General features: G+C 59.6%; 20 protein-coding genes. 17 read left to right on the forward strand and 3 right to left on the reverse strand.

What is annotated here, in order from left to right; translation table 11 throughout:
* Nucleotides 1-8: 8 nt before the first annotated feature.
* Nucleotides 9-305, reverse strand: coding sequence for a putative quinol monooxygenase (locus tag I2I01_RS01045; RefSeq protein ID WP_196284570.1), 297 nt, complete (start codon nt 303-305; stop codon nt 9-11).
* Nucleotides 306-722: 417 nt separating this feature from the next.
* Here I2I01_RS01045 and I2I01_RS01050 point away from each other — a divergent pair, with 417 nt between their 5' ends.
* Together I2I01_RS01050 and I2I01_RS01055 are read left to right on the forward strand one after the other, a co-directional pair.
* The gene (locus tag I2I01_RS01050) at nt 723-944 is read left to right on the forward strand and encodes a hypothetical protein (protein WP_196284571.1); all 222 of its coding nucleotides are present in this window, start codon (nt 723-725) and stop codon (nt 942-944) included.
* 255 nt (nt 945-1,199) lie between these two features.
* Nucleotides 1,200-2,372: an alpha/beta hydrolase gene (locus I2I01_RS01055; RefSeq protein ID WP_211537751.1), complete on the forward strand. Its 1,173-nt coding sequence runs from the start codon at nt 1,200-1,202 to the stop codon at nt 2,370-2,372.
* Between the two features lie 315 nt (nt 2,373-2,687).
* On the opposite strand, the gene I2I01_RS01060 is transcribed toward I2I01_RS01055, so the two are convergent.
* Nucleotides 2,688-3,458 (reverse strand): SAM hydrolase/SAM-dependent halogenase family protein, encoded by a 771-nt coding sequence (locus I2I01_RS01060; RefSeq protein WP_196284572.1) that lies wholly within the window; start codon nt 3,456-3,458, stop codon nt 2,688-2,690.
* A gap of 127 nt (nt 3,459-3,585) precedes the next feature.
* Here I2I01_RS01060 and I2I01_RS01065 point away from each other — a divergent pair, with 127 nt between their 5' ends.
* The 15 genes from I2I01_RS01065 (at nt 3,586) to I2I01_RS01135 (ending at nt 18,912) form a co-directional block, all read left to right on the forward strand.
* Nucleotides 3,586-4,680, forward strand: coding sequence for a PhoH family protein (locus I2I01_RS01065; RefSeq protein ID WP_196284573.1), 1,095 nt, complete (start codon nt 3,586-3,588; stop codon nt 4,678-4,680).
* A gap of 124 nt (nt 4,681-4,804) precedes the next feature.
* Entirely contained in the window at nt 4,805-5,239 is a 435-nt protein-coding gene (locus tag I2I01_RS01070) for a GNAT family N-acetyltransferase (protein WP_196284574.1), read from the forward strand.
* Nucleotides 5,240-5,327: 88 nt separating this feature from the next.
* Complete coding sequence (locus tag I2I01_RS01075; RefSeq protein WP_196284575.1) at nt 5,328-7,595, forward strand: ComEC/Rec2 family competence protein; 2,268 nt, start codon at nt 5,328-5,330, stop codon at nt 7,593-7,595.
* 215 nt (nt 7,596-7,810) lie between these two features.
* Nucleotides 7,811-8,617, forward strand: coding sequence for an enoyl-CoA hydratase/isomerase family protein (locus I2I01_RS01080; RefSeq protein WP_196284576.1), 807 nt, complete (start codon nt 7,811-7,813; stop codon nt 8,615-8,617).
* Between the two features lie 132 nt (nt 8,618-8,749).
* Complete coding sequence (locus I2I01_RS01085) at nt 8,750-9,277, forward strand: sterol desaturase family protein (RefSeq protein ID WP_196284577.1); 528 nt, start codon at nt 8,750-8,752, stop codon at nt 9,275-9,277.
* A 77-nt stretch (nt 9,278-9,354) separates the two neighbouring features.
* Nucleotides 9,355-10,254, forward strand: coding sequence for a MerR family transcriptional regulator (locus I2I01_RS01090; protein WP_196284578.1), 900 nt, complete (start codon nt 9,355-9,357; stop codon nt 10,252-10,254).
* 225 nt (nt 10,255-10,479) lie between these two features.
* On the forward strand, nt 10,480-11,025 hold the full coding sequence (locus tag I2I01_RS01095; protein ID WP_196284579.1) for a sigma-70 family RNA polymerase sigma factor: 546 nt from the start codon (nt 10,480-10,482) through the stop codon (nt 11,023-11,025).
* Nucleotides 11,026-11,231: 206 nt separating this feature from the next.
* On the forward strand, nt 11,232-12,686 hold the full coding sequence (locus I2I01_RS01100; RefSeq protein ID WP_196285538.1) for a phytoene desaturase family protein: 1,455 nt from the start codon (nt 11,232-11,234) through the stop codon (nt 12,684-12,686).
* A 104-nt stretch (nt 12,687-12,790) separates the two neighbouring features.
* Nucleotides 12,791-13,633, forward strand: coding sequence for a phytoene/squalene synthase family protein (locus I2I01_RS01105; protein ID WP_196284580.1), 843 nt, complete (start codon nt 12,791-12,793; stop codon nt 13,631-13,633).
* Nucleotides 13,634-13,681: 48 nt separating this feature from the next.
* The gene (locus I2I01_RS01110) at nt 13,682-14,332 is read left to right on the forward strand and encodes a hypothetical protein (RefSeq protein ID WP_196284581.1); all 651 of its coding nucleotides are present in this window, start codon (nt 13,682-13,684) and stop codon (nt 14,330-14,332) included.
* A 103-nt stretch (nt 14,333-14,435) separates the two neighbouring features.
* Entirely contained in the window at nt 14,436-15,287 is an 852-nt protein-coding gene (locus I2I01_RS01115; protein WP_196284582.1) for a 4-hydroxy-3-methylbut-2-enyl diphosphate reductase, read from the forward strand.
* Between the two features lie 69 nt (nt 15,288-15,356).
* Nucleotides 15,357-16,097, forward strand: a complete 741-nt coding sequence (locus I2I01_RS01120; protein ID WP_196284583.1) for a fatty acid desaturase — start codon at nt 15,357-15,359, stop codon at nt 16,095-16,097.
* Between the two features lie 126 nt (nt 16,098-16,223).
* Nucleotides 16,224-17,327 (forward strand): type I restriction endonuclease, encoded by a 1,104-nt coding sequence (locus I2I01_RS01125; protein WP_196284584.1) that lies wholly within the window; start codon nt 16,224-16,226, stop codon nt 17,325-17,327.
* Nucleotides 17,328-17,413: 86 nt separating this feature from the next.
* The gene (locus I2I01_RS01130; RefSeq protein WP_196284585.1) at nt 17,414-18,208 is read left to right on the forward strand and encodes a thymidylate synthase; all 795 of its coding nucleotides are present in this window, start codon (nt 17,414-17,416) and stop codon (nt 18,206-18,208) included.
* 56 nt (nt 18,209-18,264) lie between these two features.
* Entirely contained in the window at nt 18,265-18,912 is a 648-nt protein-coding gene (locus I2I01_RS01135) for an energy transducer TonB (protein ID WP_196284586.1), read from the forward strand.
* On the opposite strand, the gene I2I01_RS01140 is transcribed toward I2I01_RS01135, so the two are convergent.
* On the reverse strand, nt 18,857-19,669 hold the full coding sequence (locus tag I2I01_RS01140) for an aminotransferase class IV (protein ID WP_196284587.1): 813 nt from the start codon (nt 19,667-19,669) through the stop codon (nt 18,857-18,859). The genes I2I01_RS01135 and I2I01_RS01140 overlap by 56 nt on opposite strands.
* Nucleotides 19,670-19,687: the final 18 nt, after the last annotated feature.

Below are 19,687 nucleotides of genomic sequence, written 5' to 3' on the forward strand. Positions count from 1 at the left end.
AGCGGGCCTCACTCAACCATGTCGGCCGAATAGGAGGAGAAAGCCACCGCCGGCGCCGCAAACAGCTTTTTGGTAGCCGGCCACACCTCACCAAAGAGCGACGATTTGCGGTAGCCGTTGAGCGCGGCTTCGTCGTCCCAGCGGCTGTGGGTGCAGTAGATGTTGGGATTTTCGGCGTCCTGCCACAGCTCCAGATGCCGGCAGCCGGGCTGCTGCCGGATGCGGCGCTTGGTGGCGTGGAAAAGCGCGAGAAAGGCCGGCACGTGTTCCGGCGCAAACGTCATGCGAACAATGCGAATCAGCATTGAAAGAAGTGGTTGTAAAGGTTCGAACGTTGAAGAGCGCAAAGATGCAGCTCTACAAAGGTCGGAGGCTTCTCCTTTGCCGCTCTTCGCACCACGCGCTTATGGTGGTTTGGGCGACCAGAAAACGATGGAACAAATCCAGCCGCCTCCGTACCGCCAGAGCGTAACGGTTTAAAACTCTAGAATAGAACAGCAGGGTGGGAGCAACCAGGAACTAATAAAATCCTGCCCACGGCCGGGGAATTTAAAAAAGGCTGTTGCTGCCCCGTTTCAAAGGTTTGCGGAAAGCAAAAGCCGTCTGTTTTAAAGGGCGCAAGTGCGCTAAATCACAGTTCTCCAACCAACTATTGGCAAGGGCGGCCGTAAAGCCAAGCGAAGCCTATTCTTTCCAAGTTCCACATTCATTTTCACTTTATCATGAAATCCTCCCTCTTTCGCCGCATTGCTTTTGCCTGCGTCCTGACCCCGACCCTGACCGGTGGCCTGCTGCTGAGCAGCTGCAACAGCGAACCCAAAGCCACCGAAGCCGACAAAACCGCCACCGTCGTGTCGAGCGATACCAATGCCGCTTCCGATAGCACCGCTACCACCGCTACCGCTACTGATGCCGGTATGGCTTCCGACTCGGCAGCTAAGTAGTAAGCGGCGCGCCGGTCTGGCCGGCCCGCATGTAAAGTCCCCGCTCCATCATGAAAGGTGATGGTAGCGGGGATTTTCGATTTGGGGCAAATGATTTTAGGCGCTTCGGAAAAAGAAAATTTATAGCAGTATAAGTCCAAGCGCAGCAGCTGCCGCGTAATCATGTGAAAAACCAAGCGCCGCGAACTCTATGCTCGACAGTGCGTAAAGCGGCTCCACCAATTCATCTTTCACACCGCACGTTCTCCCATTTTCATGAAAAACCTCCTTTCTCGTTCGCTTTCAATGGCGGTGCTGGTAGCCCCGGCCCTGGCCGGTGGCCTGCTGCTCAGCAGCTGCGGCGGCAACTCCACTACCACCGAAACCACCACTACCACCGGCGCCACGGCTGACAGCGCTGGCACGGCCGCCAAACCCGACAGCGCCGGCATGGCCAGCACGCCCGGCGAGGTGAAGCCCACTATGGCCAAGCCCGCTTGGGGCCCTAACATCAAGCCCGAGATGCAGGCCGTAATTGAGCAGCTCATGAGCTTCAAAAACAAGCCTTTGCCCGAGCTCACTGCCGCCCAGGCTCGCAAGCAGCCCAGCGCCGCTGATGCCGCCATGAAACAGATGCGTGTGAGCGGCATCCCCGCGCCGCCCCTGAACTGCGACACCGTGACCAAAGCCCTGATGCCTGGCGTGCACGCCCGCATCTACACGCCCAAAGGCGGTGCCGGCCCGTTCCCCGTCATCGTGTATTACCACGGCGGCGGCTGGGTTATTGCCACCAACGACACCTACGCGGCCTCGGCGCAGGCCCTGTGCGAGCAGGTGGGCGCCGTGGTGGTTTCGGTGGAGTATCGCAAAGGCCCGGAGCATAAATTCCCCACGGCCCACGACGACGCCTTTGCTGCTTACCAGTATGTGCTGAAAAACGCCGCCAGCATGAAAGGCGACCCCAACAAAGTGGCTGTGGTGGGCGAAAGCGCCGGCGGCAATCTGGCTTGCAACGTGAGCATTATGGCCCGCGACAAGAAAGTGGCCCTGCCCAAGTACCAGGTGCTGGTGTATCCCATCGCCGGCTCCGACACCAACACGCCGTCGTACCAGGCCAACACCGAAACGCTGCCCCTCAACAAGGGTGGCATGGAGTGGTTCTTCAAGAACTACCAGCGCACCCCGGCCGACCTGAAAGACCCGCGCATCAACCTCGTGGCCGCCAACCTGAAAGGCCTGGAACCCACCACCATCATCGGCGCCGACTATGACCCGCTGAAAAGCGAAGGCAAAACCCTGGCCGACAAGCTCACCGCCGCCGGTGTCAAAACCAACTACAAACTCTACGACGGCACCACGCACGAATTCTTCGGCATGGCCGCCGTGGTACCCGAAGCTAAAGACGCCCAGGGAGCAGCCGTCAGCGACCTGAAAGGCGCGCTGAAGTAGGGTAGAGGCCCGACTGTCATTGCGAAGACTCGTCTGTCATTGCGAGGGCAACGCAGTGGCCCGCGGCAATCCGTCCTCTCAGCCCGACTAGCCCTAAGTTGTGACAAGCCCTTATAAAGGCAAAAAGCCCCGGTACAGTAATGTATCGGGGCTTTTTCTATAAAATTCACCAGGTTCCCCTCTTTTATGAACCGGGGCTAGGGGAAGGTTTGGCACCATCAAGGCCATATCACAACTTAGGGCTGGTCGCGGCTGTGAGGACGGATTGCCGCGGGCCACTGCGTTGCCCTCGCAATGACAAAAGGCGCCGGTTACTTACTCCACCGGAAACCGCACGTCCACCTGCGAGTCGAAATGCAGGCCCAGCAGTTCCGAGGCGTTGCCCTGGCAAATGCCCAGACACAAGCACTCCTGGCTGTTGAACATGGCGACGGCTTCGCCGGGAGGGGCGGCCGAAAAGTGCGGGTGCACCTCGCGCACCACGTCGCGCCCGAAGTGCACGGCAAATTTGCGGCCGTGGCCCACGGCCTCAACAGCTGTGCGCGAGATGTTGGTAATCAGGTTGCCGTAGTGGTCCACGTGCGCCACGTGGCCGGTGATGCGGTGGTCTTGGATGCGCAGCTGCCGGTTGTTGAGGCGGTGAAAATCCTGCACCACGGGGCCCAGCGAAGTCAGTGGCTCGCCCTGGGCCAGGGCCACGGCGGCGGGCAGCAGCACGTCGCGGGTAGGAGAGGCCGTCACGACGGCCGGCAACGCCACCAGTTCCTCGGGGGCGCCGTTGGTGAGCAGGGCCAGAATGCCGTTGTCGCCGGCCAGGAAGTAGTGGCCCTCGTGGCGCACGGCCTGCCAGCCCGGCTCGGGCCCGGCGCCGTGGTCGTCGACGCCCACGACGTGCACCGTGCCGGCCGGGAAGTCCCGAAACACGGCTTGGAGAACGTGAACGGCGTGCGCGATGTTAAAGGGTTCGACGCCGTGGCTGATGTCGACGACCGGAACCGCCGGGGCCAGATGCAGCAGCCGCGCTTTCAGCGCCGCCACGTAGTGGTCGCGGTAGCCAAAATCGGTCAGCAATGTAATCAAGCCCATGCCTGCGTTCGGTTGTTTTTCGTAGTATTGTCGGGCCGCCCAAACCGGGGCAAAAGTAGCCGGTTTGGGTTGAAAGGCCGGTTTCTTTTTTGCTCGCTCCTTCCCATTCTTTTCCCACTCCTCGCCCTTGGTCGAAAAAATCATCACCCTCGAAAACATGTCTCTGGTCGACTTTCTCGGCCCCGACAATCAGAATATCCGTCAGTTAGCCGCCGCTTTCCCGGGTTCTAAAATCATCAGCCGCGGCAACGAAATCAAGGTTCAGGGCCAGCCGGCCGTTATCTCCCGCATCAACGATTTATTGTCGTCGCTCATCGAGCACTACCATCAGTACGGCCAGATTACCGACAAAACCGTCAACCAATACCTCTCCGCCACCTCCGAGGAAGCCGAGGGCCGGGTGCTGGCCGCCTCGCCCGACGTGCTCCTCTTCGGGGCAAAAGGCGGCGTTATCAAAGCCAAAACGCCCAACCAGCAAAAGCTGATTGACACCGTGATGGCGCATGATTTGACCTTCACCCTGGGCCCTGCCGGCACCGGCAAAACCTACATTTCGGTGGCGCTGGCCGTGCGCGCCCTCAAAAACAAAGAGGTGAAAAAAATCATCATCTCGCGCCCCGTGGTGGAGGCCGGCGAAAGCCTGGGCTTCCTGCCCGGCGACATGAAGGAGAAAGTCGACCCCTACCTGCGGCCGATTTACGATGCCCTGGAAGACATGATTCCGGCCGAAAAGCTAAAGTTCTACCAGGAAAACAAAATCATCGAAATCGCCCCGCTCGCTTACATGCGCGGCCGTACCCTGAACAACGCCTTCGTGCTGCTCGACGAGGCTCAGAACACCACGCCCTCGCAGATTAAGATGTTCCTCACGCGTATGGGCCCCAGCGCGAAGGTGATGGTGAACGGCGACCGCAGCCAGATTGACCTGCCCACCCGCCAGAAATCGGGCCTGATGCAGGCGCTTGACATTCTGAAGGACGTGCCCGGCATTGGCTTCGTTGAGATGACGGCCGAGGACGTGGTGCGCCACCGCCTGGTGAAGGAAATCGTGCAGGCCTATGACCGGTTCGACAACGAGGAGCAGCGCCGCCAGGCCCAGCAAAACGGTGCCCCCCGCCGCGACGAGCGCCACGAGCGCCGCCTGCGCGAGCAGGGCCTGCTGCCCGAAACGCCCGCTTCCGAAGACCCCGAGCTGCCCGTGAACCACGAGCAAGCAATGTAGATTTTATAATAATCGTCTGTCATCCTGAGCGTGGCAAAGGACCTTATCACGTTTAACTACTCTCACGTGATAAAGTCCTTTGCCACGCTCAGGATGACAGTTTTATAACCCAACCGCAACAAAAATGGCCGCCACCGCCTACCGCATCACCGACCTGCGCGACCTCGACGCCGCCTTCACCATTCGCGAAAAAGTGTTTCAGCAGGAGCAGGGCGTGCCCGTGGCGCTAGAGTTCGACGAGCACGACCGCCGCGACGCCCGCCATTACCTGGCCCGTGCCGACGACGGCACGCCTGCCGGCGCCGCCCGCTGGCGCGAAACCGACAACGGTGTGAAGCTGGAGCGCTTCGCCGTGCTGCCCGAGTTTCGCAACCAGGAAATTGGCGCCGTGCTGCTGCGCGCCGTGCTCACCGATGTGCGGGCCGAGTTGCCCGATGCCCCCGTGTACCTGAATGCCCAGATTCGGGCCGTGCCATTCTATGCCCGCCACGGCTTCAAAACCGAGGGCGAAATGTTCGTGGAAGCTGATATTCAACACTACAAAATGGTGCTGGAATAAGTCAGTTGCCTATAACGCAACTTAGGCCGGTAATATCCGAGCAAACGGCTACATTGCCAGCCTAATACTTGCTCTACTGCCGCTGCCAATGATTACCTGGGCCACGTTCCCGTTTGTTCGCTACACGCCGGCCCTTATTCTAGGCATTGTGGCCTACCTCTACCTGGGCGAGGGCTGGCCGGAATTGTGGCCTGTGGCGATAGGGCTGGCCGTGGCCGCTGTGGCGTTTATCAGTTGGGCCGTGCGCCAACGGAAACCGGGGGCCAGCGACGCGGCGGGTATTGTCGCTTTGGTGGCGGTCGTCATATTCGGCGCTGCGCTCGCGCAGCGCGCCACCGAAAGCCGTCGGGCCGACCATCTTTTTCGCTTCGCCGACAAGGTGGAATGCTACCAGGCCGTGGTGGACGAGGCTACGGTGGTGCGCGCGGCCACCTTTGCCACCACGCTGCGCGTGCAATCGGTGCGCGTGGGCGGACGCTGGCAGCGGGCCACGGGCGGTGTGCGGGTGTCGTTGCCACGGGTGGCAGGCATTGCTCAGCCGCGCTACGGCGAGGTCTGGCTCATTCGGGGGCACCCCGACCCCAGCAAGCCCCCGCTGAACCCCGGAGAGTTCGACTACCGGCAGTATCTGGCATACAGGCAGGTGTACCACCAGCAATACATCCACCCCGACCAGTACAAGGTGCTGCGGACGGACCCGCCTAATCAGTTGGTGTTTTGGAGCATGTTGTTTGCCGAAAAGCTGGATGGCGTTTTCCGCGAGTACATCAAACCCAAGCGGGAGTACGCCATTGCTTCGGCGCTGGTGCTGGGCATCAAAGACGACGTAGATTTCAATACGAAGCAGGCTTACAGCAGCACGGGCACTTCGCATATTATGGCCGTGAGCGGCTTGCAGGTGGGCTTGCTGTACCTAGCGCTGACGTGGCTGTTGCAGAAGCTGTTTGGGCGGCTGCCGGGCTTCCGGCTGTGGTCGGCGCTGCTGGGGCTCACGGTTATCTGGAGCTACGCCTTTGTGACGGGGCTGTCGGCTTCGGTGCTGCGGGCCACGGTCATGTTTACGTTCCTCATTATTGGGCGGGCCTGGGGGCGGCAAAGCTCCATCTTCAATACGCTGGCGGTGGCAGCGTTTTTCCTGCTGCTCTGGAATCCGTTTTTAGTGGCCGATGTAGGCTTTCAGCTCTCGTTTCTGGCAGTACTGAGCATTGTTTACATCCAACCGCGCATAGCCCGCTGGCTCGATGTAGAGGGCTATTTCTATGCTCATCAGCGTCCGTGGCAAGCCAACATTGTGCAGTGGTTTTGGAAATGGAGCGGGGTAGCCCTCGATAAAGTGTGGCAGGCGGTGGCATTGTCGCTGGCGGCGCAGGTAGCCACGTTTGGGCTTGGGCTCTACTATTTCCACCAGTTTCCGTTCAGCTTCTTGTTTTCCAACCTGGTGGCCGTGCCCATTTCGAGCGCGGCGGTATATGTGGGGCTGGCTTTGCTGTTGGTGAAGGTATTGGTCGCGTTGCCGGGCATCTTTTGGCCATCTGTTTCGATAATTCTGAATTGGGTGCCAGCAGGCATCGCCTGGGTATTTGAGAAAATGGTCTGGTGCTTCAACGAGTACATCTTTCTCATCAGCCGCTACTTTTCCGGTTGGGTGGTGCGCGAAATTCACGTTTCGGCTCTGCAAACGGTGCTCATTTTTGGGCTCATCGGTACATTCTTGGCCTGGCTCAACACCCGGCAGCTGGGCTGGCTGCGGGGCATGGCACTGCTACTGCTCTGCTACGCCGGCAGCCGCGTGGCCGAGGCCCGCGCCGTGGCGCCCACCGAGGAGTTCATCGTGTACAGTATTCCGCGCCGCTCGGCGGTGGGGTTCTGGCAGGGGGCAAGCGCCGAGTTCATTACGCCCGATTCGGTGCCGCTCAACGAAACCGAACGAACCTACCGCTTGCTGCCGGGCATCATTCGCAAGGCGGCCCGGCGCACGCACTACAGCGTGGGCTGGCGCGGCACCACCGTGCCTGTGCAACGCTTAACCGATGCCGACAGTGCGGTCGCCAACCCGTTTTTCCGGACCGGCCCGGTGGTGCTGGCGCAGTGGCGGGGCCTGCGCGTAGGTTTTGTGTCGGGCCGAATTTCTCCAGCCACGCGGCCGGCGCCGGTCGATGTGCTGGTGCTGCGCCGCAACGCCCGCGTGAAGCCCAAAACCGTGGCCGCTGTGTTCGGCCGCAAGGCCCGGGTGGTGTTCGATTCAAGCTGCAAAATCTGGTACGTGGCGCGGCAGGATTCCAGCCTGCGTGCCCACGGCTTCCGCACCTGGGACGTGACGGCGCAGGGCGCTTTTCGCTGCGCGCCGCCGTGGTGATGGCACCGGGGCAACCCAATGCCGGTGCGCCCCGAGTAAGTCCTGTTGTGCCGTTCGCCCTCGTTGCCAGCCCATTTGGGCGGTGCCCGGTTGGCTTTGGCCGAGCGCTGCCGACCAAAAACTACTTTTTTGCGTTTATTGCTGAGAGGATGCCACCATTGCGTCGCAAAGAGCATCCTGGTTACAACCATCCGTCCGCGCCGTTCCCGCCCCTCATGGAAAACCTGCTCACGCCCGAACTCGAAGCCCTGCGCTACATCCGCTACGAAGCCCAGGACCGCATCGGCTACATCACCCTCAACCGCCCCGACAAGCGCAACGCCCTGAACGCCGACGTGGTGACGGAGCTCAAACAGGCCTTTGAATTCGCGGAAAATGACGAAAAGGCGAAGGTGATAGTGCTGCGCGCCGCCGGCGACGTGTTCTGCGCCGGCGCCGACCTGGCCTACATCCAGGACCTGCAAGGTTTCGGCTACACCGACAACCTGGAGGACTCGACGCACCTGATGCAGTTGTTCCACCAGATTTATACCCTCAAAAAGGTGGTTATTGGCCAGGTGCAGGGCCACGCGCTGGCCGGCGGCTGCGGCTTGGCCGCTATCTGCGACCTGACTTTTGCGGTGCCTGAAGCCAAGTTTGGCTACACCGAAGTGAAAATCGGCTTCCTGCCGGCCATTGTGAGCGTGTTTCTGGTGCGTAAAATCGGCGAAGCCCGCACCAAGCAGCTCCTGCTCAGCGGCGATGTCATCGGGGCACAGGCTGCCTTGGATATGGGCCTCATCACCTTCATGGTGCCCAAGGAAGAGCTGGCCGAAACCGTGCGCATCTACGCCCAGCGCCTGTGCCGCGAAAACTCGGCCCAAAGCATGGAAGTAACCAAAGAGATGCTGGCCCGCCTGCCCGAAATGGACCTGGAAGAAGGCCTCCGCTACGCCGCCCAGCGCAACGCCGAAGCCCGCGGCTCGGAAGATTGCCGCCGGGGCATTGCGGCTTTTCTGAACAAGGAAAAAATTGGCTGGTAATTATTTAATGGTTAGTGATTAACGATTAATGATTAGTTTTTAATGACTGCGCAACGTGCTAGCTACTAATCATTAACCGTTAATCACTAACCACTAAAAAAACATCCGGTTTCCCGTTGGGGTTACTTCCGCATGACAGCATTTGCCGCCCTCGGTATCACCCTCGCCACCTTCGGATTCATGGAATTCTGGGCGTGGTTTATGCACAAGTTTGTGCAGCACGGGCCGCTGTGGTTTTTGCACCGCTCGCACCACGTGCGGCACCCGCACCCGGTGGAGCGCAACGACCTGTTCTTCCTGATTTACGGCGCCATTTCGGCCGCCCTTTTCATCACCGGCGACAACGGCGGGCGCTGGTGGTTTTGGGTAGGCGTGGGCATTGCAGCTTATGGAACGGTTTATTTCTTCGTGCACGACGTGCTGATTCACGGCCGGCTGCGCTTCTGGAAAAAATCGCAGAATACCTATTTGCGGGCGCTCAACATGGCCCACAAAACCCACCACAAAACCACGGGGCGCGACGGCTCGGCCGAGTTTGGCCTGCTGTGGGTGTCGCCGAAATATTTGGAGTTAGCGCGAAAGCAGGCCCGGAATCGTAACCAAGAAAATAAGGGAAAAACAGGTCATGCTGACCGTAGTGAAGCATCTTTACCGCTATAGTAATTCGTATTACTGCTGCGGTAGATGTGCTTCACTACGTTCAGCATGACGTTCTTTCCAGCTACCATCATCACCCAATGGGCCATTTCTCCATCAGCGACTTAGAGCAGCTTTCGGGCGTCAAGGCACACACCATCCGGATGTGGGAGCAGCGCTACGGCCTCCTGCGCCCGGTGCGAACGGCCACCAACATTCGCACCTACTGCGAGAGCGATTTGCGCCGCCTGCTGAATGTGACCACGCTGTGCGCCCGGGGGCGCCGCATCTCGCAGGTAGCCCAGCTCAGCGACGAAGAGATTCAGGCGGCCGTGCTGGCCTGCTGCAACGACGTGCACGACTACCACCAGCAGGTGAACGGCCTGCTAGCGGCCATGCTCAGCTTCGACGAGCAACGGCTCAACCAACTGCTGAGCGAGGCCGGCGCCCGGCTGGGCTTCGAGAAGATGATGCTGTTTGTGGCCTACCCGCTGCTGCAGCGCATCGGGCTGATGTGGCTGGCGGGCACCGTGAACCCGGCACAAGAGCACCTGCTGGCCCATATGCTGCGTCAGAAGCTGCTGGCCGCCACCGATGCCTTGCCCAGCGTGCCAGCCACCTCCAAGCGGTGGGTGCTGTTTTTGCCCTCAAACGAGCTGCACGAATTGGCGCTGCTGTTTATGAACTACGTGCTGCGGGCGCGGGGGCAGCACACGCTGTACCTGGGCCAGAACCTGCCGCTGGAGGAGTTGCACGCGGTGTGCCGGGCCTACGACCCCGACGCGCTGGCCACCGTGCTCACCACCCAGCCGGAACGCAGCCGGGTAGGGGAGTACGCCCAGGCCGTGGCCAACTGCTGCCCCGATAAGCTGGTAGTACTTTATGGTCCTCTGGCCCGCCAGGAAGGGCTGGTGCTCCCCAAAAACTGCGTTTCGCCGGAGCTGATGACGGACTTTCTGGCGCTGGTGGCCGAAAGCGCCCCCGAGCCCGTAGCCGCCTAAAACCAAACCGCGCGGGCGCCAGGGCTCGTACTTGCCCGCGAAGCTTCATTATTTGATAACGACTAGTGGCGGGGTGGCAATGGACCGATTCATCGGCCCGGCGTACCTTGCCGCGCCGGCTTAATCGAAGCCGGGGTGCCGGGCGAAATAGTTTGGCCGGAGCCAGCTGTATTTGCGGCGGGCTCGTATATTTGTTTAACAAATGGTCACGAAAAGCTAAACAGCATGACTTCGCTCGAATTCACCTCGCAAGTGCAGAAAATTTCGCTGACGCTCCGGCCCGCCGCCATGAACTTGACGCGAGACGCTGACGACGCCAAAGATTTAGTGCAGGAAACCCTCCTCAAGGCCCTGCTCAACAAGGACAAGTTTAAGGCGGGTACCAACCTGAAGGCGTGGTTGTATACCATCATGCGCAACACCTTCATCAACAACTACAACAAGATTACCAAGCGCAGCTCCAACATCGATTCGACGGAGTATTTTCAGTATTTCAACACCGACCAGAACTACATCACCCACAACGGCGCCACGTCCGATTTTGTGGTGCGCGACATCAACGAGGCCATTGCCAGCCTCGGTTCTGACTACCGCACGCCGTTCATGATGTACTACATCGGCTACAAATACATGGAGATTGCCGAGAAGCTGCAAATTCCTATTGGCACTGTTAAAAACCGCATCCACATTGCCCGCAAGGACCTGAAATCGGCCCTGCAGGTGTATGCGCCCGTAGGTGCCAGCGCGGGCGCCGACGTGGTGGAGGAATAACCCTAGCCGCCCCGCGCGGAGGCCGCCGGCTCTGCCGCTGCAAGTCGCGGCGCTGGGCCGGCGGCTTCTTTTTTGCTGTACTTCGTTTTTTTATTACCTCGTCCGTTCCCGCTTTGTCTTCGCCTGTTATTGCCCCTGTCGCTACGGCGGCCTCTGCTGCCATTCCCGCAGCCACCACGCCACCGGCCACCCCGCCGAAGCGCGCGGTGGTCATTGGAGCGGGCTTTGCGGGGCTGGCGGCGGCCAGCACGCTGGCCCAGGCAGGCTGGCAGGTAAGCGTGCTGGAAAAAAACGAGGGGCCCGGCGGTCGGGCGCGGGTGTTTCGTGCCGAAGGCTTCACCTTCGACATGGGCCCGAGCTGGTACTGGATGCCCGATGTGTTCGAGAAGTACTTTGCCCGCTTTGGCAAGAAAGTGGCCGACTACTACGAACTGGTACGCCTCGACCCCTCGTATCAGGTCATTTTTCGCGGGCCCGAGGCGGTAGACATTCCGGCCCGCATGAGCGAGCTGCGCGCGCTGTTTGAGCGCTACGAGCCCGGCAGCGCCGCCCGCCTCGACGAGTTTCTGAAACAGGCGGCCTACAAGTACGAGGTGGGCATCAACCGGCTGGTGTACGCCCCTAGCCGCTCGGTTTTTGAATTCGCCGACCCCAAGCTACTGGTTGATATGGTGCGCATGGACGTGCTGCAAAGCATGCACAAGCACGTGCGCCGCTTCTTTAAAGACCCGCGCCTGCTGGAACTGGTTGAGTTTCCCATCCTCTTCCTCGGCGCCACGTCGGAAAACACGCCCGCACTTTATTCGCTCATGAACTTTGCCGACCTGGCGCTGGGTACCTGGTACCCTAAGGGCGGCATGCACAAAATAGTGGAAGGCATGGTGCGCCTGGCCGAGGAACTGGGCGTCCGCATCGAATACAACCAGGAAGTGACGGAAATTGTGGTCGAAAACGGCCGTAGCACCGGCGTGCGCACCGCCAGCGGTTTCTATGCCGCCGAAGCCGTGGTGGCGGGGGCCGACTACCACCACATCGAGCAACAAGTGCTCAAGCCGGAATACCGCCACTACAGCGCGCAGTACTGGGATTCACGCGTGATGGCGCCGTCGAGCCTGCTGTTCTACCTCGGCGTCGACCGCAAGCTCGACAAGCTGCGCCACCACAACCTGTTCTTTGACGAAGACCTGAACCAGCACGCCCGCGAAATTTATGAGCAGCCGCAGTGGCCCACGCGCCCGCTCTACTACGCCTCGGTGCCCAGCAAAACCGACCCTGCTGTGGCCCCCGCAGGCCAGGAAAACCTATTTCTGCTCATTCCGGTGGCGCCTGGCCTGGCCGACGACGAGGCTACCCGCGAGCGGTACTTCGACCTGCTGATCGACCGGCTGGAAAAGCATTGTGGCCACCCCATCCGGGCGCACGTGGTATTCAAGCGCAGCTACGCCCACCGCGACTTTATGGCCGACTACCACAGCTTCAAGGGCAACGCCTACGGCCTTGCTAATACGCTGAAACAGACTGCCATTCTGAAGCCTACGCTTAAGAGTAAAAAAGTAGCAAATTTGTATTTCACGGGCCAGCTCACCGTGCCGGGTCCGGGCGTGCCGCCCTCGCTCATCTCGGGCCAAGTGGTAGCGGGCGAAGTCTTAAAGGAGTTTTGAGTGTTAAATTTTGAGTGTTGAGTTAAGCCGCACTGGGTTATTGGCTTTTTCCGCACTCATTTCCTTTCATTCAAAACGCAACATTCAACACTCAACACTCCCTCGTGGACCACGTTCAACTTTTCACCGATACCAGCCTGGCGTGCAGCAAGCTCATCACTGGGCGCTACAGCACCTCGTTCACGCTGGGCATCCGCACGCTCGATGAGCGGCTGCACCTGCCGGTGTACGCCGTGTATGGGTTTGTGCGCTGGGCCGATGAAATTGTGGACACTTTTCATGAGCACGACAAGGCGGCGCTGCTGGCCGACTTCCGGCGCCAGACCTACGAAGCGCTGGATGCCGGCCTAAGCTTCAACCCAGTGCTGCATGCGTTTCAGGCCGTGGTGCGCCGTTACGGCATCGACCGGGAGTTTATCGAGGCGTTTTTGCACAGCATGGCGCTTGATTTGGAAGACCAGAGCTACCACCCCGACTTGTACAACGAGTACATCTACGGCTCGGCCGAGGTGGTGGGGCTGATGTGCTTGCGCATCTTCTGCGACGGCGACGCGGCGCTGTTTGAACGGCTACGCGAACCGGCCCGGCGGCTGGGAGCCGCTTTTCAGAAGGTGAACTTTTTGCGCGACATTCGCTCCGACTACGAGGACCGGGGCCGCGTGTACTTCCCCGGCGTGGTGTACTCGCGCTTCAACGACGCCACCAAAGGCGAGATTGAGGCCGACATCAAGGCCGATTTTGAGGCGGCTTACGCGGGCATTCAGCAGCTGCCGCGCTCGGCCAAGCTGGGCGTGTACCTCGCGTATGTGTACTACCTCAAGCTGTTCTATAAAATCAAAAAGCTGCCCGCGGCGCGCATCCTCGGCGAGCGGGTGCGCGTACCCGACAATACCAAGCTGCTGCTCCTGCTGGGCTCCTATTTCCGCTACCGGCTGTCGCGCATCTGAGCCGGCTGGGGCCGGCGGGTTGGCGCCGTGGGCTGTAATTTTACTGCTATGCGTATTTCCCCGTTTCATGTGCTCGCCCTGATTGCCCTGGTAGAGGCCTCGCCCTCCGTGGCGGCCGACTGGCGGCTGAAGACCTGGCCGGCCGGCAAGCTTACCCTTGGCGCGTCCCATGTGGGTCTTGCCCCCGATTCATATTTCGATTCCAACCTCCTTTCTTTCAACGCTGTGTCTTCCTCGCCTTTCCATCCCACCGTTCTGCGCCGCCACTACGAGCAAGCCGCTTCCGACAAAGCCGCTGGCGAGAAATTCTACAAGCTGCTGGCCGATTACAACGACCGCAACGGCTTGGTGCTGGCCTACAAAGGTGCCGCCGAAGCCATTCGGGCCCGCGACGCGTCCATGTTTAACAAGCTGACTTATGTGCAGGACGCTGCCCGCACCTTCGAGCAAGCCGTGAGCCTCGACCCGCGCAATCCCGAAATCCGTTTCCTGCGCTTTTCGGTCGAAAGCAACCTGCCGGCCTTCCTGGGCCTGAGCAAACACGTAGACGAAGACAAAGAGCTGCTGCTCAACGCCGCCCTGGCCCATCCCAACTCGGGGCTCGACGCCGAAGCCTTCCGCACGGTGCGCGGTTTCCTGGTGGGGCGCGGGCACGTGAGCGAGGCCGAGGCCGAGCGATTGAAGCGCGTGGCCGAGTAAACCAAAAACCGGAAGGAGCGGTTCTGACGTAGTTTTTGGCCCTCACCGAAAACGTTGCCGGCAGCCGTAACCTTAACGGTGGCTTCGCGGTTAGTCCTGACGTATGCCCCACTTACACCTCAGCGTCCGCATCGACCCCAACTCCGGATTCTGCTTTGGCGTGATTTACGCCATTCAGATGGCCGAAGACCTGCTCGACGAGCAAGGCTACCTCTATTGCCTGGGCGACATTGTGCACAACGACGAGGAGGTGCAGCGCCTGGAGGCGCGGGGCCTGCGCATCATTTGCCACGAGCGGCTGGCCGAGCTGCGCAACGAGGCCGTGCTCATCCGGGCCCACGGCGAGCCGCCGGCCACCTACCAGATGGCCCTCGAAAACAACCTGACGCTGATTGACGCCAGCTGCCCGGTGGTGCTCAAGGTGCAAAACCGCATCAAAGCCAGCTTCGACCGCAAGGAAAAAATCTTCATCTACGGCAAGCACGGACACGCCGAGGTGCTGGGCTTGCTGGGCCAGACCGGCGGCGACGCCGTGGTGTTTGAGAACCTCGACGAGCTGTTGCGCCACGAGCTGCCCGAAAACATCACCCTCTACAGCCAAACCACCAAGGGCACCAACAGCTTCTACAACATCAAGAACGAGCTGGAAACCCGCGGCTACCAGGTGAATGCCAACGACACCATTTGCCGGCAGGTGAGCAACCGCGACAAGGACCTGCGCCGCTTCGCCACCCAGTACGACCAGATTGTGTTCGTGTCGGGCACCAAAAGCTCCAATGGGAAGGTGCTCTACCAGGTGTGCCGGGACACCAACCCGCAAACTCACTTCATCTCCAATGTGGATGAAATTGACGCTACCTGGTTCCTGCCGGGGCAGTCGGTGGGCATTTGTGGGGCCACCAGCACGCCCATGTGGCTGATGGAGCAGGTGCGCGACCGGCTGCTGAGCCTGTGAGGCGGATTGGTGGGGCAGAGGCTGGGTGGATTTTGCTATTGGCTCGCTACTGGCTGTATTTGTGATAAAATGCCCGAAATCGTAATCCACCAACCTGCCAATCCACCCATTCGCCTCCGGCCTGCGCCCGTAGGCGGCACTGGCGTGGCCATTGGCGGGCTGATTGTGGGGCTGTGGGCAGCGCTGCTGGGCTTTCTGCTGGCGCGCTACCAGCCCAACTGGCATTCGCCCGCGCCCTACCTGTTGGCACTGCTGCAAACGCACCTTTATACCGGTCTGTTCATCACCGCGCACGATGCCATGCACGGCGTGGTGAGCGCCAACAAGCGCCTGAACAACGCACTTGGCACGCTCACGGCCGGGCTGTTTGCCTTCAATTGGTTTCCCGGCATGCTGGCCAAGCACCATGCCCACCACCGCCACGTGGGCACTGAGGAAGACCCCGATTTTCACAATGGCCGCCACCCCGGCTTTCTGCCCTGGTTCCTGCGCTTCGCCTGGAACTACGTAACCTGGTGGCAGGTGCTGCTGATGGCCGTGACCTACAACGTTCTAAAGCTGTTTTTCCCGCAGGCCAACGTTATTGCCTTCTGGATGATACCGGCCGTGCTGGGCACCTTGCAGCTGTTTTTCTTCGGTACCTACCTGCCGCACCGGGGCGAGCACGCGCCCGATAACCCGCACCGGTCGCGCAGCCAGTTCCGGCACCACTTGTGGGCCTTTGTGAGTTGCTATTTCTTTGGCTATCACTACGAGCACCACGACCAGCCGTACCTGCCGTGGTGGCGCCTGTGGCGGGCTAAGGCTTGAGGGGAGATGAGTATTGATTCCATTGAAATTTGCGACATTTAAAAAGGCCGCCTTGGAAACGAGGCGGCCTTTTTTATTAGCAAGAAATTCATAAGTTTATCCCATCTTCTATCAACCCTCAGTTCTATGGAGCTTATTGACCAAATAACCAATCTGGCATCGCGCGCCCAGAAACAGATTGCGCATATTCAGACCGAAGAAGCGACGAAGACGGCTTTAGTTATGCCGTTTATTAATGCTCTTGGCTACAATGTGTTCGACCCTACAGAAGTAGTACCAGAATTTATTTGCGATATAGGTACGAAAAAGGGTGAGAAAATTGATTATGCCATCATGCGTGATGGTAAACCCATTATTTTGATTGAGTGTAAGCACGTTGGCAGCGACCTTAATATTAATCATGCCAGTCAGCTATTCAGGTATTTCCACGTTACCGAAGCCCGAATTGCCGTGCTTACTAATGGCTTGGTATACCGGTTGTTTACTGACCTAGAACAGCCGAATAAAATGGATGAGCGGCCTTTTCTAGAATTCGACCTTACTAACTTCAATGAAAATGATGTAGCTGAAATAAAGAAATTGAGTAAGGCGGCGTTCAACATAGAGGATATGCTCTTCGCAGCATATAACCTCAAATACATGCGGGCCTTCAAAAAGTATTTTGAAGAGCAGTTCACTCAACCGTCAGCGGATTTTATCAATTTTATTTCGAAGCAGGTCTACGAAGGCGTCTTGACACCTAAGCTGAAAGAGCAGTTCAGCATCTTGGTGCATCGCTCGTTTCATCAGTTTTTGAATGATAAAATAGCTATGCGCCTAAGGTCTGCCATGATTGATACTAGTGGGCAAAGCTTATTGGTGAATGATGTACCAGCCGCACCGGTCCTAGAAAATACATCTGTATCGGAAACGGAAAGCAAAGACAAAGACATAGAAACGACTGTAGAGGAAACCGAAGGTTTTATGATTGTCCGGGCCATTCTGCGGAAAACGGTTCCGGTCAATCGGGTGGTGATGCGGGACGTTCAGTCATATTGTGGCATCTTATTGGACGACAACAACCGCAAGCCCATTTGCCGGCTTCACTTCAACAGTAGTAAAAAATACGTGACGTTGTTCGACGTCGAAGGCGGCGAGCGGGTTGATATAACGTCACTCGACGACTTATACGGAATGGCTTCCCGTATTCGGGCAGCGGTACAGAAACATGAAACCAGAGTAGCTGTTTAGTTTCATGTGCCCCACCGAATAAATAGCGAAAGCTGTCCGAACGGGCAGCTTTCGCTATTTTTGACGGTCTTGTTTCGCCTACTTCCATGCACCAATACCAAGCCCTGCTCCGCCAAATCCTCGACACTGGCACTGTGAAAACCGACCGCACCGGTACCGGCACCGTGTCCATTTTCGGGCCGCAGATGCGGTTCGACCTGGCCGAGGGCTTTCCGCTGGTGACGACCAAAAAAGTGCACCTGAAGAGCATCATCCACGAGCTGCTGTGGTTCCTCAAGGGCGACACCAACATTGCCTACCTCAAGGAGCACGGTGTGAAAATTTGGGACGAATGGGCCGATGAAAACGGCGACCTGGGCCCCGTGTACGGCCACCAGTGGCGCTCCTGGCCCGACGGCCACGGCGGCCACATCGACCAAATCAGCCAGGTTATTCAACAGCTCCGCACGCAGCCCGACTCGCGCCGCATCATCGTTTCGGCCTGGAACGTGGCCGAACTGCCCGAGATGAAGCTGCAGCCCTGCCACGCCCTGTTTCAGTTCTACGTGGCCGATGGCAAGCTTTCCTGCCAGCTCTACCAGCGTTCGGCCGACGTCTTTTTGGGCGTACCCTTCAACATTGCCAGCTACGCGCTGCTCACCCTCATGGTGGCCCAGGTGGTGGGCCTGCAGCCCGGCGAGTTCATTTGGACGGGCGGCGACACGCACCTTTACAGCAACCATCTTGAACAGGCCCGTTTGCAGTTGGAGCGCGAGCCTCGTCCGCTACCCCGAATGCGCATCAATCCGGCGGTGACCGATATTTTCGGCTTCCGTTTCGAAGATTTTGAACTGGTGAATTACGACCCTTGGCCGGCCATTAAAGCGCCGGTGGCCGTATAAAGCCCCGGTCCTGCGTCAGTGAAGTAGGGCCAAAAGCCTTTTTCTTGCAAAAAGTGATGCGCCGTTCTGTTGTTTGCTCGCTATTGGTTGCCCTGGGGCTCGGGCTTGCCCACGCCGGCGGGGCGCAGCAGAGCAGTGGGCCTCCGTTGCGCGCAAAAAGCCGCAAGCCAACCGGTCGCCTCACGCCACCGGCTCAGGCTGGGCCGGTGGGCGCGCTGCCCCTGTTGCCACGCTACTGGCAGCTCACCGATTCGACCGAGCGGACCGATGCGACGGATGTGTTCAGCCAGTACCTCCAGCATTTTATTAGCTATCCGGCCTTGGCTTTGCGGGCGGGGGTGGGGGGCGCCATTTACGCCCGGCTTACCGTGCGGCCCGATGGCCGCGTGGAAAGCATCGCCATCACGCGCCGCGACCTGAGCACCGACGCGCCGCCCGCCAAAGCCGTGATGGCGCTCGATGCCGAACTGCAGCGGGTGGCGTGGCAATTGCACTTCAAGCCAGCGGCCGCCAGAATTGACAGCAGCGCCATCAATCTTACCACTTCAGCTGACACCCTGGCCACCCCAGTAGCCCAGTCCGATAGTACCGAGGTTAGTATATATGTTCAGGATGACGATGCCGGCCCGATGATGCTAGCCGATACCGTCACCATTGTTCATCGGTTTGTGCCGCCGTCAGGAACGGCGGCAGCGACTCCTTAAAGGCTACCTCACCAAGGCGGTGCACGCACCGAATAGCCGCCACATTGGCTGTAAATACCGCATCGGCCGCCCGCAGCGCTGCTTGCCGAAATAATCCTTCTGCACACTCCACGCCCGCAGCTCGCGCCGCCCGCAGCACTTGTGCCCGCCTCACACCCGCCACACAGCCACTGTGCAGCGAAGGCGTAAACAAAACGCCGTTTTTTACCCAAAAAATGGCCGCTGCTCCGGCCTCGGCCACGTGGCCGGAGGTGTCGCAAAGAATGATTTCATCGAGTCCGCGCTGCTGCCGCTCGTGCGCGGCCCGCACGTAGAGCCAAGCCTGCGGGCCTTTGCAAAAGCTGAGCGGGGAATAAACAGAATGAGTTTCCTGCGCGAAGTCAATGCTGGCGATGGGCGCGTCATCGGGTACGAAAGCTTCGGCGGTGGCCAGCCATTCGGCGGTGTCGGTGAGGGGCGTGTAGCGGCCGCCACCGGCCCGCCAGAGCTGCAGGCGCAGGCGGGCAGCAGTCAAGTCGTTGGCAGCCACAAGGCGGGCCATTGTGGCTCCTAAAGCCTCGGCAGTAGCCAGTGCTTCGGGCAGCTTGAGGTAGAGGGCGGCGGCAGCCTGCTGCATGCGGGCATGGTGGTCGGACGTGAGGTGCAGGCGGCCCGAGGTGAAAACCAGTGTTTCGAAAAAGCCGTCGCCGAAGGCCAGGCCGCGGTTAGGCAGGGGCAGCGTGGCGGCAGGCAGCAGGTCGTTGTTAAGCAGCAGCATGGGGCGCAAGGTAAGGCC

This window comes from Hymenobacter properus (assembly GCF_015694735.1).
GTDB classification, from domain to species: domain Bacteria; phylum Bacteroidota; class Bacteroidia; order Cytophagales; family Hymenobacteraceae; genus Hymenobacter; species Hymenobacter properus.